The following is a 13,148-nucleotide window of genomic DNA, read 5'->3' on the forward strand; positions in this document are numbered from 1 at the left end:
ATCACAGCGCCATCAGGTCGCGATTGCGCATAATGCGCAGCGCTGCGAGGACCAAACCTGCGCCATAGACAGCGAACGGCACCCAGATCTGGGTGGTCGATGCAAGGGCGCCGAACCCCGCGAGAGCCAGCGGCATCAGGCAGTCATCACCCAGGCGCAAAATCGAGGACATCCGGCCAAGGTAGGCGCCGTCGACCGTGGCAGCGAATACGGCGCTGATCAGAGCTGAGGCCACGCCTGCCGTGATGCCAATGACGAACGCTGCCGCTCCGACGGTCCATACCGGCCCGACACCGAGCGCCGCGATCCCAACGCCCTGCACGATCAGTGCGCCGAAACCCACGGCGGCAGGTCGCGGTGGACGCCACCGGATGACGGCGATCGCGCCGACGGCAGCTCCCAGTCCACCCATAGCGGTCAGCAACCCAACCGAGGAAGCACCCCACCCAGCTTCCTTGGCGCGCAACGCTATTCCTATTCCGCTGGCCGGCGTGACGGCAAGGTTGACCCCGGAGAGCGCGATGACCAGCGAGCGCGTGGTCGGCGCTTGTTTGAGGTGACGGAAGCCGCCCCGCACTGCTCGCCACGGCGATTCGGGTTCGGCCCGTGGGAGCGCGAATCGCGGCACCAGCCAGAACGTGGCGACGAGGAAAATCAGCACAAAGGTGACCGCGTTGAGCGATGCACTGCCGCCAAGCCCGGCGTACGCCACCAGCGCACCACCTGAGGCTGCGCCGAGCGTCGACCCGAGTCGCCCGCCGGTCTGCATACTCGCCATATAGGCGGGCAGGTCTTCGGTTCGGACCAGTTGCCGGGCGAGGGTGCTCGACGCCGGGTCAAAGATCGCGTCGCACAAGCCGAAAGACACCGCGGCCGCGACCAACAGGGGCACTGTCGGCTCCCCGCTAAGCATCCAGCCCACCACACCGAGAAGGATGATGACGCGAATAAGACTGGTGCTGAGGATGATTCGGCGTGTGTCGAGGCGATCGGCAAGTACTCCGCCATACAACAGGACCGCGGCGCGCGGAATCGTGCCTGCGGCCACGATGAGGCCAGCGACTGCCGGTGTTGCAATCTGAATGACGGTCCATGCGATAGCGATCGTCCAGGCTGCGTCGCCGGCGTCGGACAGCGCCCGCCCACCAATCCATAAGTGCGCCAAACGATCCCGTCGGAGAGGCGGTGGCTCACGGAGCACGACGAGCTCCGCACTAGCGGTCATGTCAGATTTCCGTCGGAAAGCCGTGCGCGAAGGTGAAGATCGGGCGACGTTCTTGGCCGTCGGAACGGTCGATGGCTTGCCGCCACTCCCGGGTTGTCTCCGCAAGTCGGCCCGATAGGTCACTAAGTTCTTCAGGTGTGGCCCACGCGAGACTGTCATTGCTGAAGGCGGCGCCAGCCCAGGCAGGTGAGGCGCTGTCGCGCCGATCCAGCCACTGCTTCAGCCTGGTGAATTGATGGGTGAGGTTGGCGCGTACGGCGTCCCGCGCCTGCATCCGCTGCGCAGGCGAGGAGAAGTCATCCGGTGACCAGGCGAATTTCGTACGCGTGAGCCGCCACCAACTTGTCCGCCCGTCGGACCCCGGGTCGGCAACCTGCTCCACCACGCCTGCCTTGCGCAGCATGCGGAGATGGTGGCTGACACTGCCAACCTGCAGATCGAGCGCAGCAGCAATCGTTCCAACCTGCGCGGTCTCGTGCAGTACCAGGTGGTCGACGAGTCGACGCCGAGTCGGGTGATGGATCGCCACCACGACGTTGATGTTCTCCATGCTCACCACGCTAGGACCAGCCGAAGTGACGTACAAGAGTTCTTGTATATCCCGGATTACCAGACTAAATGGGGTTATCTGACGGTGGGGCGAGTCGCAATAACTCCCAGACCCACCACACTTGCCAAGCCAGCCCGAGCAGCACCAGAACGCTGGCGCGCAGCCCGACGAACCTCATACGAGAACGCGGATCTGAGGCCAGCCAGCCGCCACCAATGAGCACGACGGCCAGCGGGAAAATGAAGAGCAGATAGCGATACAGCGAGGTCCAGACGTCCAGCACTGCCGCCAGGTAAAGCAGGTATCCAAGGGTCCAGACTCTCAGCTCAGGACCCAGCGCGGCAGCCCACGGACCCGCCATCGCCGCGATGATCAGCACCGTTGCGAGGACCAGGACCAGTGGCCCGGCGACGTCGCCGAGGGCATATCGCGCGTTGTCGAACCACGGCGCAAACGGAACGATCTCGCCCGAAGCTCGCCAGGTTGCCATCGTGTCGGTGTAGGCGCTGCTCTCCCCGGTCCGCCATCCCACGTAGGTCGGCCACATCAAACCGGACAGACCACACGCGATCAGCGAGCTGGCCATTCCCGCATAAGTGGACCGATCGATCGGTCGGTCGGCGCGGGAGCGCCACCGCCAGATCACCGCGACCAGCGCGACCAGGCCGAGCGGTAGGGCGACCGGGCGCGCGATTCCCGTGAGCAGCGCAAGCGCCGTGGCCAGCCACCATTTCTCCCGGGTCAGCGCCAGGAGAAAGGCACACAGCAGCAACATTGCCAAGGACTCGGTGTAGGCCAACTGCAGCGTCGGCGAAGGTGGCGAGGCGGCATAGACGGCGACCGCGCAGAAGGCCACGAACGGGCCCACCTTGTCGCGCAGAAGCACCGCCATCACCAGAGCGGCGCCGGCCCCAAGCGCCAGCGCGAGGAGCGGTGCAGCCACGGGGAAAGACAGTCCCGTGATGGCCATGACGGCTCGCACCAGCATCGGATAGAGCGGATAGAACGCCCACTGGTTCTGCTGGAGGTCGCCCGCCGCGTTCCGAGGCAGCTCGCTCGGGTATCCCTCCTCGACGATCCTGAAATACCAGTCGCCGTCCCAGATCCGGGTCATGTCGAAGTAGCCGACTCCGTCCTCGCCAGCCCCGCGCGGAACACCTGCCGGGTCTTGCGAGTCGGCGACGATGCTGATGACCACGAACGAGAAAAACCGCAACAGCAGGTATGCCGACAGCACCGCCGGGAGGAACCACCGACGAATCACTTCGACTCCCCTACCCAGCACCCTTCCAGGTGGTCGTCGACCAGGCCGCATGCCTGCATCGCGGCGTACATCGTGGTGGGTCCGACGTGCTTAAACCCGGCCTGCTTCAGTCGCTTCGCTAGCGCCTTGGAGATGTCGGTCTGTGCAGGTACCTCGCCCATCCCGGCCGGTCGCGACCGCGACGGAGGTTGGAAGCTCCAGAAAATCTCATCAAGGCCACCCTGGGCGCGCAGGTCGAGGACCGCCCGGGCGTTGGCGATCGTCGCGTCGACCTTGCGGGCGTTGCGCACGATTCCGGCATCGGCCATGAGCCGCTCCACGTCTGCCTGGCCGAACTCCGCCACCCGCTCAGGATCAAAGTCGGCAAAGGCCGCTCGGAACGCTGGCCGCTTGCGCAGAATGGTGATCCACGACAGCCCAGACTGGAAGGCTTCCAGGCTGATGCGTTCGTACAGCGCCTGCTCACCATGCACCGCGCGGCCCCACTCCGTGTCGTGGTAGGCGATGTAATCGGGGGTACCGAGCGACCACGAGCACCTCAGTCGTCCATCGGGTCCGGGCTGCGGCCCGTCGCTCATGAGGTCTCGCCTTCGGCATCACGGGTCAAGCCAGTGGCGAGCCGAGCGATCATGGCGTGGGTCATCGCCCGAGATGCCGCGCCTTCGATGCGGCCGAGTCCGGGCACTCGTGCCACGGGACTCACGATCTCCTCGCGCCACACCACCTCGCTACGGCCGGGGGCGATGGCCTTGACCGTGATCTCCGCCCACCCGGTGAGGGCACTACCGCGCTTCTCCAGTCGCACGCGCCCGGCGCCACTCACCGGCGGCTCCCACTGCGTGACTTCCATCAGGTCGCGCAGTCGAATCGGGCCCAGCGCGGTCACGGCGAGGAACTGCTGCCCGACCCCCGCAGCGCCCTGCACGGTGACGTCGGTCAACCACACGTGATCTCCATGCCGTGTCCAGTCGGTGACGACATCCCACACCTCCTGAACCTCGCCAACCACCTCACGGCGTACCTGCGCAACGCTCACTCGGATTCGTCCTCATCGTCAGCACGCGGTGCCAGGAGCGCATCGGGCCAGTCCTGGCCGCGCAGCCGCGCAATCTCGCGATCACGCTCAGCAAGTTCGTCTCGCAAGCGATCAATGACGTGATCTACCTGGGTCATGCGATATCCGCGCATCGTCTGGTCGAACCGCAGGCTTTCCAGCGCGTCATCACTGATCGGCCCAGCCGGAAGTCCCTCATAGGGGGTGGTGGCTGTCGGGTCGTCCATGGGGGTCGCCGGGATGCGACCGATGGCGACCGCGACCGCCAGACCGACCACGACCACCAAGAGCGCGAGAACGAATGCCACGTCACGACCATAAGCGACACGTATGTCAGCCCCGGCACGCGCCAGGTCTCTGGGCTCCCGTCACGCATCACTCGTATCGAATCGCCCGCGCTACCTGCTCCGTATGCTCATCTCCATCATCCGGCTCGAAGGAGAATCGTCATGGCTGCAGACGGACCCGTGGACATGGTCACCCAGGGCAATACCCAGCGTGAAATCTGCAACGCCCTGTTCCGCGGTTTGTCCGCATCGACCTGGTTGGAGGCCAAGGTCTATTTCGCCCAGGCAGGTGACCGCGTCACAGGCACGATGGTCGTGATCGACGACCGGGGCCACCAGGAGTCCCGCCCGGTTCCAGGGGAGCTCTTTCCCTTGCTCCTTCGGCTTCGGGATGAGATGTGGAACCCCCAGACGCTGCCCTGGTATCACGTCATGGTCACCATGTCCCCGGACGGCCAGGCACGCTTCTTCTTCAACTACGAGCGACGGTTTGACCTCAACCGGCCGCGCCTCGACTACCACGCGGTGACCGACAACCCCGACCCCACCGATGCGGACCTGATCGCCGACTTGGCGCTCTTCCCGCGAAGCCCCGAGCACATCCCGTCGTGGTATCCACGACCGGAAGACCTGCCGACGCCACCAGTGGACGCTCCGGCACAAGAAGAGCCGGCGCAGGAGCCCGCACCCAAGAAACGTGGGCTCGGACGGTTCTTCGGGCGGTCTTAGTCCTGGTCCACCCGCGGAGCTGGTGCGGACACGCTGGTGACCCGGCGCACCGCCTCGGCCGGATCGTCCACGACCTGCAACATGTCCAGGTCGCGCTCGCCGATCATGCCTTCCGCGAGCAGGCTCGAACGCACCCACTCCAGCATCGGCTCCCAGAATGCGCGCCCGACCAGCACGATCGGGAAGGCCGTGACCTTGCGGGTTTGGACGAGGGTGACCGCCTCGAATAGTTCATCGAGGGTGCCGAAACCGCCTGGCAGTACCAGGAATCCCTCGGCGTACTTCACGAACATCGTCTTGCGGGCGAAGAAGTAACGGAAGTTGACCCCGATGTCGACGTACTCGTTCACGCCAGTCTCGAACGGCAACTCGATGCCCAGACCGACACTGACCCCACCCGCCTCGCGGGCACCCTTGTTCGCCGCCTCCATCGCGCCGGGGCCACCGCCGGTGATGACGGCATACCCGGCTTCGGTCAGGAGCCGACCGACCTCGACGCCGAGTTCATAGAACGGCGTGCCGGTCTTGGTACGCGCCGATCCGAACACACTGATCGCCGGCCCAAGCTCGGCGAGCGTGCCGAATCCCTCAACGAACTCGCTCTGGATGCGCAGCACCCGCCACGGGTCGGTATGCACCCAGTCCGCACCATCGGAGCGGTCGAGTAGTCGTTGATCGGTGGTCGTCTGAGGAACGTGCTTTCCCCTCAACGTCGTGGCGCCCTTGTAGTACTCGTGCGGCGTCTGTTGATCAGTCATGGCCTAACCCTCCAGCCAGCGGCGCAGCGCCGCTTCGGCATCAATGATCTGCTGCTCCGGGCAACGTTCGTCGTCGGTATGCGCAAGGTTGGGGTCGCCCGGACCAAAGTTGACCGCCGGTACGCCTAGCGTGCTGAACCGCGCCACGTCGGTCCATCCCTGCTTCGCGGTCACGGGCAGCCCCAGCGCGTCGACGAAGGCCCGTGCCGCAGGCCGGTCCAGACCCGGCCGGGCGCCATCGGCCAGGTCGTTTACCGAGACGTCGTAACTGTCAAAGAAGGTCCGGACGTAGGCGAGCGCCTCCTCGCCGGACTTGGTTGGTGCAAACCGGTAATTGACTGTCACCGTGCACGCATCGGGAATCACATTGCGGGCGACACCACCCGAGATCAGCACCGCATTGAGCGCCTCGTGGTAGTCGAGTCCGTCGACCGTGACGGTCTGTGGTTCGTAGGCACGCAATCGCTCCAAGATGTCGGACGCATCGTGAATCGCGTTGTGCCCGTTCCACGGTCGCGCCGAGTGCGCTGCGGTGCCTTTCGTTTTGACGTGCACACTCAAGGTGCCTTTGCAGCCGCCTTCGATGCCACCGTCGGTCGGCTCAAGCAGCACCGCGAAGTCTGCGCGCAACCACTCGGCGTGCTCAACCGCTAGCCGCTTCAACCCGTTGTATTCATCCTCGACTTCCTCCGCCTCATAGAAGACGTAGGTCACGTCTCGAGTCGGCTCGGCCAGGTCGGCTGCGAGCTTGAGTTGCACGGCGACCCCGCCCTTCATGTCGGTGGTGCCGCGCCCGTAAAGCAGCCCGTCGACGCGACGCACGGGCAGGTTCGGCGGGTCGGTCAGCGGCACCGTGTCGAGATGTCCGGCCAGGACGACCCGCTCGTCGCGCCCGAGGTTGGTTCGCGCCATCACCGAGTTGCCGTCGCGCAGCACCTCCAGGTGTGGGTAGGCGCGCAGCGCGGTCTCGACGGCGTCGGCGAGATCCTGCTCTTGGTGACTCACAGAGTGGATGTCGCACACCGCGGCGGTCAGCGTGACGACATCGGTGGACAGGTCGAGTTCGGGCATACCGCCATCTTCGCGCACGCCTAGCGGACCGGGCACGCCGGTCGCAGCGTCGACGCCCGTACCCTTGTCGCCATGACCGACGAGCGCAAAGCATGGGGCTTCGGCCTGGCCACTGAGACCACCTCCGGCGACGTCCTCGACACCTGGTTCCCACAGCCACAACTCGGTGCAGCACCCGCGGACCAGGACGGGCCATACGCTGCCCCGGCGGCACTGGGAGCCCTTGCGGAAGAGGACCCTCGGCGCGGTGTCCGTACCCGCGTCGTACGGGCCGACATCGACCTCGATGAGGCACCGCAAGACGTTCCGGACGCTTACCTGCGCCTGCATCTCCTGTCGCACTGCCTGGTCGAGCCCAACACGATCAACCTCGACGGGCTCTTCGGCGTGCTGAACAACGTGGTGTGGACCAGTGCGGGTCCCTGCCCGGTCGAAGGCTTCGAGGCGATCCGCCTGGAATTGCGCCAGACGGGCCCGGTGCAGGTGTTCGGCGTGGACAAGTTCCCCCGCATGACCGACTACGTCATTCCTGCTGGCGTCCGCATCGCCGACGCCGACCGCGTCCGCCTCGGCGCTCACCTCGCCGCTGGCACCACCGTGATGCATGAAGGCTTTTGCAACTTCAACGCGGGCACTTTGGGCGCTTCCATGGTCGAAGGCCGCATCGTGCAGGGCGTCGTCGTGGGTGACGGCTCCGACATCGGCGGGGGCGCCTCCATCATGGGGACCCTGTCCGGCGGCGGCACCGAGCGGGTATCCATCGGCCAGCGCTGCCTGATCGGGGCCCAGGCCGGTATCGGGATCGCGCTCGGCGACGATTGCGTTGTCGAGGCTGGGCTCTACGTCACCGCAGGCACCAAGGTCACCCTTGAAGATGGAACCGTCGTCAAGGCCAAAGAGTTGTCTGGGCGTGACGGGTTGCTCTTCATCCGCAACTCGACCACCGGCGTCGTGGAGTGCCGGGGCCGCTCGGGCCACGGCATTCAGCTCAACGACGACTTGCACGCCAACTGACCCAGCCCGACCTACGACAACACCCCAGGAGCCCATGTGCCGCGGTGGCGCCGTGACGAATTCGACGACATCAACCCGTCGGGCGATGAGTCGTACGCCGATCAGTTCCAGGAGTGGGACCAGGGCGACTTCGCATGGGAAGAGCACCGAAGGCGTGGAACCGGTCGACGCCTTCTGGGCTGCCTGCTGCCCGTTGTCGTGGTGGCAGGCGTCGGGTTCGGCGGGTGGAAGGCGTACGAATACCTCGGAAACTACTTCGGCGGCGAGACCTGCCTGCTCCGCGGAGACGCCGGTGAAGAAAAGCTCGACCCTGAGCAGGCAGCCAACGCCTCCACCATCAGTACGGTCGCGACGCAGCGCATGAACCTGCCGCCCAAGGCCGCCCATCTGGGCCTGTCGACGGCTATCCAAGAATCCAAACTGCGCAACCTCACCGGCGGCGACCGTGACTCCATCGGCCTGTTCCAGCAACGCCCCAGCCAAGGATGGGGCACCGCCGAACAGATCAACGACCCGGTCTACTCAGCGTCCGCTTTCTACGATGTGCTGATTGAGGTCGATTCCTGGCAAACCCGCCCCTTGACCGAGGTTGCCCAGGAAGTGCAGCGCAGCGGGCATCCTGACGCGTACGCCGACCATGACACCGAAGGCGACATCATGAGCGACGCGCTCACGGGTGCCACGACCGAGGGAGTGGGCTGCCGCTTGGACCCCGCCGCGGATGGCGATCCGGCGCAGGTCGCCACCACGTTGCGCGAACAGACGGGCCACCGCGGGCAGACGAGCGCCTCGGGTGTCACCGTCACCCTTGACGATGCGCGCTCGGCTCGGACCATTGCCGCGTGGGGAGTCACCCATGCGGCCTTTGAAGACATCACCACCGTCACGCTCGGCGATCGCGAGTGGAAGCGGCAACGCGGCCGCGACGGGTGGAGTTGGCACGCTGCATCAGACCCCACCGGCTCTGACCGAGTCGTGCGAATCACCGTCAAATAATCGATTGGGCCGAATAGCCCACGACATCGCTACGTGTGAGTAACCTCACAACTCCTGGCCCGACCTCTCTAGGAGTGACTGTGACTCGCACCGTTCGACCGACTCGACGCCGCCTCACCCTTGCCGCGGCGGCAGCCACGCTCGCCGCGGGATCGCTCGCCGTCTCGAGTGCCGCGCCCGCCCAGGCGGCCGAGATCCGCGAAGGCAATCTGGCGACCGCCGTCTACAAATACACCTTTGCACCGAACAGCACCGCCGGCGCCAACGACTGGAACTGCAAACCGTCCGCCGAGAATCCCAACCCCGTCGTGATGCTCCCCGGGACGTTCTTCAACCACGGCGCTAACTTCATCAAGATCGGCCCACGCCTGAAAAACAACGGGTTCTGCACCTTCGCCCTGAACTACGGACAGACCGCCGCCTCGTTTGGCCGAGTCGGTGGCCTCGGCTCGATCAAGGACTCCGCCCAGCAGTTGGATGAGTTTGTCACCAAGGTGCTCAAATCCACTGGCGCAAAAAAGGTCGACATTCTTGGCCACTCCCAGGGTGGCAACGTTCCCATCTGGTGGATCAAGAAGATGGGCGGTGCGTCCAAGACCGGGAACTATGTCGGCTGGGCACCCAGCAGCCGTGGCACCGACCTCAACGGCCTCATCACCCTGGCCAACGGGTTGGGAGCCATGGGATTCATTACCGGCGTGTCCAACGTGGGCCAGTTCCCCGGGGTGACCGACCAGGCCAACACCAGCGCGTACACCAAGGAGTTGTTCCCCGACGGCTCCTCGGATGTGCCTAGCGGTCCGAAGTACACCGTCATCGCGACCGAGCAGGACAAGGTGGTGACGCCGTACACCCGCCAAACGTTGTCGGGGTCCGACGTCAACAACATCGTGCTCCAGGACAAGTGCCCGAAGGACCTCGCGGGTCACGTGGGCTTGTTCAATGACGAACCGACGATGCAGATGACGCTGAACGCGTTCAAGGGCGGACCAAAGAACTTCCAGCCTGAGTGCCGCAGCTACGGCGTCCCGCTCCTTTAGTCCATCGAGCATGCACAACGCCCGCTTCCTCTGCAGAGGAAGCGGGCGTTTGTGTGTGGGAGTCTGAGCCCCTAGGGGTCAGCGATCTGCCGGTGCGACGTAGTCGCGCAAGGTCTCGCCGATGTAGACCTGCCGCGGACGACCGATCTTGGTCGCCGGGTCCTCCATCATCTCGCGCCACTGGGCAATCCAGCCCGGCAGGCGCCCGATAGCGAACAACACGGTGAACATGTCGGTCGGGAAGCCCATCGCCTTGTAAATGATGCCGGTGTAGAAGTCGACGTTGGGGTACAACTTGCGCTCGACGAAGTATTCGTCGGCCAACGCGATCTCTTCCAACCGCATGGCGATCTCGAGCTGTGGGTCATCGACACCCATCTTCTCGAGCACCTCGTGCGCGGTCTCCTTGACGATGGTCGCGCGCGGGTCGTAGTTCTTGTAGACCCGGTGCCCGAAGCCCATGAGGCGTACGCCAGCTTCCTTGTTCTTGACCTTGTTCATGAAGGTGTCGACGTCGTCGCCGCTGGCGTGGATCTCATCCAGCATCGCCAAAACTGCCGAGTTCGCGCCGCCGTGCAGCGGTCCGGACAGGGCGTGGATGCCCGCGCTGATCGAGGCGAACAGATTGGCGTGAGCCGAACCGACAAGGCGCACCGTCGAGGTCGAACAGTTCTGCTCGTGGTCAGCATGGAGGATGAACAACTGGTCCAGGGCCCGGTGAACGACCGGGTCGATTTCGTAGTCCTCCGTGGGGAACCCGAAGGTCATCCGCAGGAAGTTGCCCACCAGGTCAAGGCTGTTGTCCGGGTAGAGCGTCGGCTGGCCCTGGCTCTTCTTGAACGCATAGGCCGCGATCGTTGGCAGCTTGGCCAACAACCGAATGGTCGACTGCTCGATCTGGTCAGGGTCGTCGATCGCCAGTGAGTCTGGGTAGAAGGTCCCGAGCGCGGACACGGCCGCCGAGAGAACCGACATCGGGTGCGCGTCACGTGGGAAGGCCTCGAGGAGGACCTTGAGGTCCTCATCAAGCAGGGTGTGACGGTTGACCTTGGCCGTGAACGCGTCGAGCTGTTCATTGCTCGGCAGGTCGCCATAGATCAAGAGGTAGCAAACCTCTAGGAAGCTTGAGTCTTGAGCCAGCTGGTCGATCGGATACCCGCGGTAACGCAGGATCCCTGCGTCACCATCGATGTAGGTGATCTTCGACTGGCAGGACGCAGTGTTGGTGTAGCCGACATCGAGCGTGGTGTTGCCCGTGTCTTTCAGCAGCGACGAGATTTCGTAGCCGGAGTTGCCTTCGGTGGCTGGGTGAAGCGGAAGCTCAAGTGTCTTCCCGACAGCCTGGAAGGTCGCAGCGCCTTCGTTGCTCATGTGAAAGTCCATCCTCCTCTAACCCGGCGGCGGAGCCGGGAAGTCAGCGTGGATGACGTTACCTCAGGTCTAGGGCGCCGCTGACCGTGGTCCGGGTCTAGAACTTTCGCCATCTTTGACGTGGCGTCAACTAGGGGGTTGACCCACGTCCGGATCCTATGGCAGTCGCCTTGCGGCGGCAGCAATCCGCTCGTCGGAGGCGGTCAGGGCGATGCGTACGTGCTCGGCGCCGGTGCGGCCGTAGAAGTCCCCCGGGGCGGCCAGGATGCCGCACTTGGCCAGCCAGTCGACGGTTTCGCGACAGGGCTCGCCACGGGTCGCCCACAGGTATAGGCCCGCCTCGCTGTGATCAATCCGCCAGCCGGCGCTCTCCAGTGCGGGGCGCAGCACGGCGCGACGGGCCGCATAGCGTTCTTTCTGGACTGCCACATGCTCGTCATCGCTGACCGCGGCCTCAAGTGCGCGCTGGACCGGCCAGGGCGGGATCATTCCCGCGTGCTTGCGTACCTCGAGAAGTTGGCGCACCACTGAGGGATCGCCCGCGACAAAGGCCGCGCGATAGCCAGCCAGGTTTGATTGCTTGGAGGTGGAGTAGACCACCAGGACGCCCTCATGGGTCCCACCGGTCACCCGATCGTCCAACACGCTCGGCGTCGTCGGACCGTCTGCGTCAGCTCGCCAGTCCAGCTCGGCGTAACACTCATCGCTGACCACTAGCACCCCGCGCGCACGCGCCCAGTCCACGACCTTCTTGAGATGGTCCACACCGAGCACCTGGCCGGTCGGGTTGCTCGGGGTGTTGAGCCACAACACCTTTGGCGCGGGTCCGGGTCCGAGCTCGACCAAGCTCGTCATCGGGCGCGGCGAGGCGCCCGCGATCCGAGCGCCGACGTCATAGGTCGGGTATGCCACCGCCGGGAAGGCGACCTCGTCGCCCTTTCCGAGGCCCAGCAGGGTGGGCAGCCAGGCCACCAGTTCTTTGCTGCCGATGGTGGGCAGCACCCCGTCGGGGTCGATGCCGGTTGCACCACGGCGCCTGGCGAACCAGGCGGAGATCGCCTCCCGCAGCGATGGCGTACCCCATGTCTGGGGGTAGCCCGGAGCATTCGCCGCATCACGCAGCGCCTCCTGGAGGAGGTCGGGTGTCGGGTCGACGGGAGTGCCGACCGAAAGGTCGACGATGCCGTCCGGGTGCTGCGCGGCGACGGCTTTGGCCGCCGCGAGACTGTCCCAGGGGAAGTCGGGAAGGTCCATCACGCCGACGCCGGTCGAGCAGCCGCGACGAACGACCCCCACGCCGGTCGAGCAGCCGCGAGGAACGACCCCCACGCCGGTCGAGCAGCCGCGAGGAACGACCCCCACGCCGGTCGAGCAGCCGCGAGGAACGAGCGGCGTGTCGAGACCGAGACCACGGTCACTCGTCGTGCTCTTGCGGCGGCAGCGCCTCGATGATCGGGTGATCCTTCTCGATCACACCGAGCTTGGCTGCACCGCCAGGGCTTCCGAGGTCGTCGAAGAATTCGACGTTGGCCTTGTAGTAGTCGGCCCACTCCTCGGGAGTGTCATCCTCGTAATAGATCGCCTCAACCGGGCAGACCGGCTCGCAGGCACCGCAATCGACGCATTCGTCGGGGTGAATGTAGAGCGATCGCTTGCCCTCATAGATGCAGTCGACCGGGCATTCCTCGATGCACGCCTTGTCCTTCAGGTCGACGCACGGCTGAGCAATGACGTAAGTCACGAATCGGTCCTTCCTGGCAAGCGGGTGGGCACGCCGACGCTGGGCGCA

The 13,148-nt window shown here is 65.2% G+C and carries 15 protein-coding genes; 4 read left to right on the forward strand and 11 right to left on the reverse strand.

From position 1 onward, the window contains the following. Position 1: 1 nt before the first annotated feature. The 6 genes from F562_RS0109560 to F562_RS18675 form a co-directional block, all read right to left on the reverse strand. Positions 2 to 1,225 carry an MFS transporter gene (locus F562_RS0109560; protein WP_018156733.1) on the reverse strand — a complete coding sequence of 408 codons (1,224 nt, stop codon included), beginning with the start codon at positions 1,223 to 1,225 and terminating at the stop codon, positions 2 to 4. 1 nt (position 1,226) lies between these two features. Further along, positions 1,227 to 1,775, reverse strand: coding sequence for an ArsR/SmtB family transcription factor (locus F562_RS0109565; RefSeq protein WP_018156734.1), 549 nt, complete (start codon positions 1,773 to 1,775; stop codon positions 1,227 to 1,229). Between the two features lie 64 nt (positions 1,776 to 1,839). After that, positions 1,840 to 3,039 (reverse strand): hypothetical protein, encoded by a 1,200-nt coding sequence (locus tag F562_RS0109570; RefSeq protein ID WP_018156735.1) that lies wholly within the window; start codon positions 3,037 to 3,039, stop codon positions 1,840 to 1,842. After that, the gene (locus F562_RS0109575; RefSeq protein WP_018156736.1) at positions 3,036 to 3,617 is read right to left on the reverse strand and encodes a DNA-3-methyladenine glycosylase I; all 582 of its coding nucleotides are present in this window, start codon (positions 3,615 to 3,617) and stop codon (positions 3,036 to 3,038) included. Before F562_RS0109575 ends, F562_RS0109570 begins: the two co-directional genes overlap by 4 nt. Further along, positions 3,614 to 4,075: an SRPBCC family protein gene (locus F562_RS18670; protein WP_018156737.1), complete on the reverse strand. Its 462-nt coding sequence runs from the start codon at positions 4,073 to 4,075 to the stop codon at positions 3,614 to 3,616. The genes F562_RS0109575 and F562_RS18670 overlap by 4 nt, the downstream gene beginning before the upstream one ends. Next, entirely contained in the window at positions 4,072 to 4,401 is a 330-nt protein-coding gene (locus tag F562_RS18675) for a DivIVA domain-containing protein (RefSeq protein ID WP_018156738.1), read from the reverse strand. The genes F562_RS18670 and F562_RS18675 overlap by 4 nt, the downstream gene beginning before the upstream one ends. Before the next feature lie 141 nt (positions 4,402 to 4,542). On the opposite strand from F562_RS18675, the gene F562_RS0109590 reads away from it, so the two are divergent. Then, positions 4,543 to 5,109 (forward strand): hypothetical protein, encoded by a 567-nt coding sequence (locus tag F562_RS0109590; RefSeq protein ID WP_018156739.1) that lies wholly within the window; start codon positions 4,543 to 4,545, stop codon positions 5,107 to 5,109. On the opposite strand, the gene F562_RS0109595 is transcribed toward F562_RS0109590, so the two are convergent. Continuing rightward, positions 5,106 to 5,867 (reverse strand): LOG family protein, encoded by a 762-nt coding sequence (locus F562_RS0109595; protein WP_018156740.1) that lies wholly within the window; start codon positions 5,865 to 5,867, stop codon positions 5,106 to 5,108. The genes F562_RS0109590 and F562_RS0109595 overlap by 4 nt on opposite strands. 3 nt (positions 5,868 to 5,870) lie before the next feature. Next, a complete protein-coding gene (gene dapE / locus F562_RS0109600) occupies positions 5,871 to 6,938 on the reverse strand; it encodes a succinyl-diaminopimelate desuccinylase (protein WP_040385713.1) in 1,068 nt (355 codons plus the stop codon). A 72-nt stretch (positions 6,939 to 7,010) separates the two neighbouring features. On the opposite strand from dapE, the gene dapD reads away from it, so the two are divergent. From dapD to F562_RS18685, 3 genes are all read left to right on the forward strand, one after another. Continuing rightward, positions 7,011 to 7,952 carry a 2,3,4,5-tetrahydropyridine-2,6-dicarboxylate N-succinyltransferase gene (gene dapD / locus F562_RS0109605; RefSeq protein ID WP_018156742.1) on the forward strand — a complete coding sequence of 314 codons (942 nt, stop codon included), beginning with the start codon at positions 7,011 to 7,013 and terminating at the stop codon, positions 7,950 to 7,952. 36 nt (positions 7,953 to 7,988) lie between these two features. After that, positions 7,989 to 8,948, forward strand: coding sequence for a hypothetical protein (locus tag F562_RS18680; RefSeq protein ID WP_018156743.1), 960 nt, complete (start codon positions 7,989 to 7,991; stop codon positions 8,946 to 8,948). Between the two features lie 80 nt (positions 8,949 to 9,028). Then, entirely contained in the window at positions 9,029 to 9,988 is a 960-nt protein-coding gene (locus tag F562_RS18685) for an alpha/beta hydrolase (protein WP_018156744.1), read from the forward strand. A 78-nt stretch (positions 9,989 to 10,066) separates the two neighbouring features. Here F562_RS18685 and F562_RS0109620 read toward each other — a convergent pair whose 3' ends face one another. The 3 genes from F562_RS0109620 to fdxA form a co-directional block, all read right to left on the reverse strand. After that, positions 10,067 to 11,359: a citrate synthase gene (locus tag F562_RS0109620; protein ID WP_026181161.1), complete on the reverse strand. Its 1,293-nt coding sequence runs from the start codon at positions 11,357 to 11,359 to the stop codon at positions 10,067 to 10,069. Between the two features lie 156 nt (positions 11,360 to 11,515). Then, complete coding sequence (gene dapC / locus F562_RS0109625) at positions 11,516 to 12,613, reverse strand: succinyldiaminopimelate transaminase (protein WP_040385717.1); 1,098 nt, start codon at positions 12,611 to 12,613, stop codon at positions 11,516 to 11,518. Positions 12,614 to 12,773: 160 nt separating this feature from the next. Next, positions 12,774 to 13,100, reverse strand: a complete 327-nt coding sequence (gene fdxA, locus F562_RS0109630) for a ferredoxin (protein ID WP_018156747.1) — start codon at positions 13,098 to 13,100, stop codon at positions 12,774 to 12,776. Positions 13,101 to 13,148 lie beyond the last annotated feature (48 nt).

The organism is Demetria terragena DSM 11295 (assembly GCF_000376825.1).
Classification (GTDB): Bacteria; Actinomycetota; Actinomycetes; order Actinomycetales; family Dermatophilaceae; genus Demetria; species Demetria terragena.

Bases quoted from the DNA above. Each gene is read 5' to 3' on its own strand.
- F562_RS0109560 (WP_018156733.1), bottom strand. From the start codon at position 1,225: ATGACCGCTAGTGCGGAGCTCGTCGTGCTCCGTGAGCCACCGCCTCTC.
- F562_RS0109565 (WP_018156734.1), bottom strand. From the start codon at position 1,775: ATGGAGAACATCAACGTCGTGGTGGCGATCCATCACCCGACTCGGCGT.
- F562_RS0109575 (WP_018156736.1), bottom strand. From the start codon at position 3,617: ATGAGCGACGGGCCGCAGCCCGGACCCGATGGACGACTGAGGTGCTCG.
- F562_RS0109590 (WP_018156739.1), top strand. From the start codon at position 4,543: ATGGCTGCAGACGGACCCGTGGACATGGTCACCCAGGGCAATACCCAG.
- F562_RS0109595 (WP_018156740.1), bottom strand. From the start codon at position 5,867: ATGACTGATCAACAGACGCCGCACGAGTACTACAAGGGCGCCACGACG.
- dapE (WP_040385713.1), bottom strand. From the start codon at position 6,938: ATGCCCGAACTCGACCTGTCCACCGATGTCGTCACGCTGACCGCCGCG.
- dapD (WP_018156742.1), top strand. From the start codon at position 7,011: ATGACCGACGAGCGCAAAGCATGGGGCTTCGGCCTGGCCACTGAGACC.
- F562_RS0109620 (WP_026181161.1), bottom strand. From the start codon at position 11,359: ATGAGCAACGAAGGCGCTGCGACCTTCCAGGCTGTCGGGAAGACACTT.
- dapC (WP_040385717.1), bottom strand. From the start codon at position 12,613: ATGGACCTTCCCGACTTCCCCTGGGACAGTCTCGCGGCGGCCAAAGCC.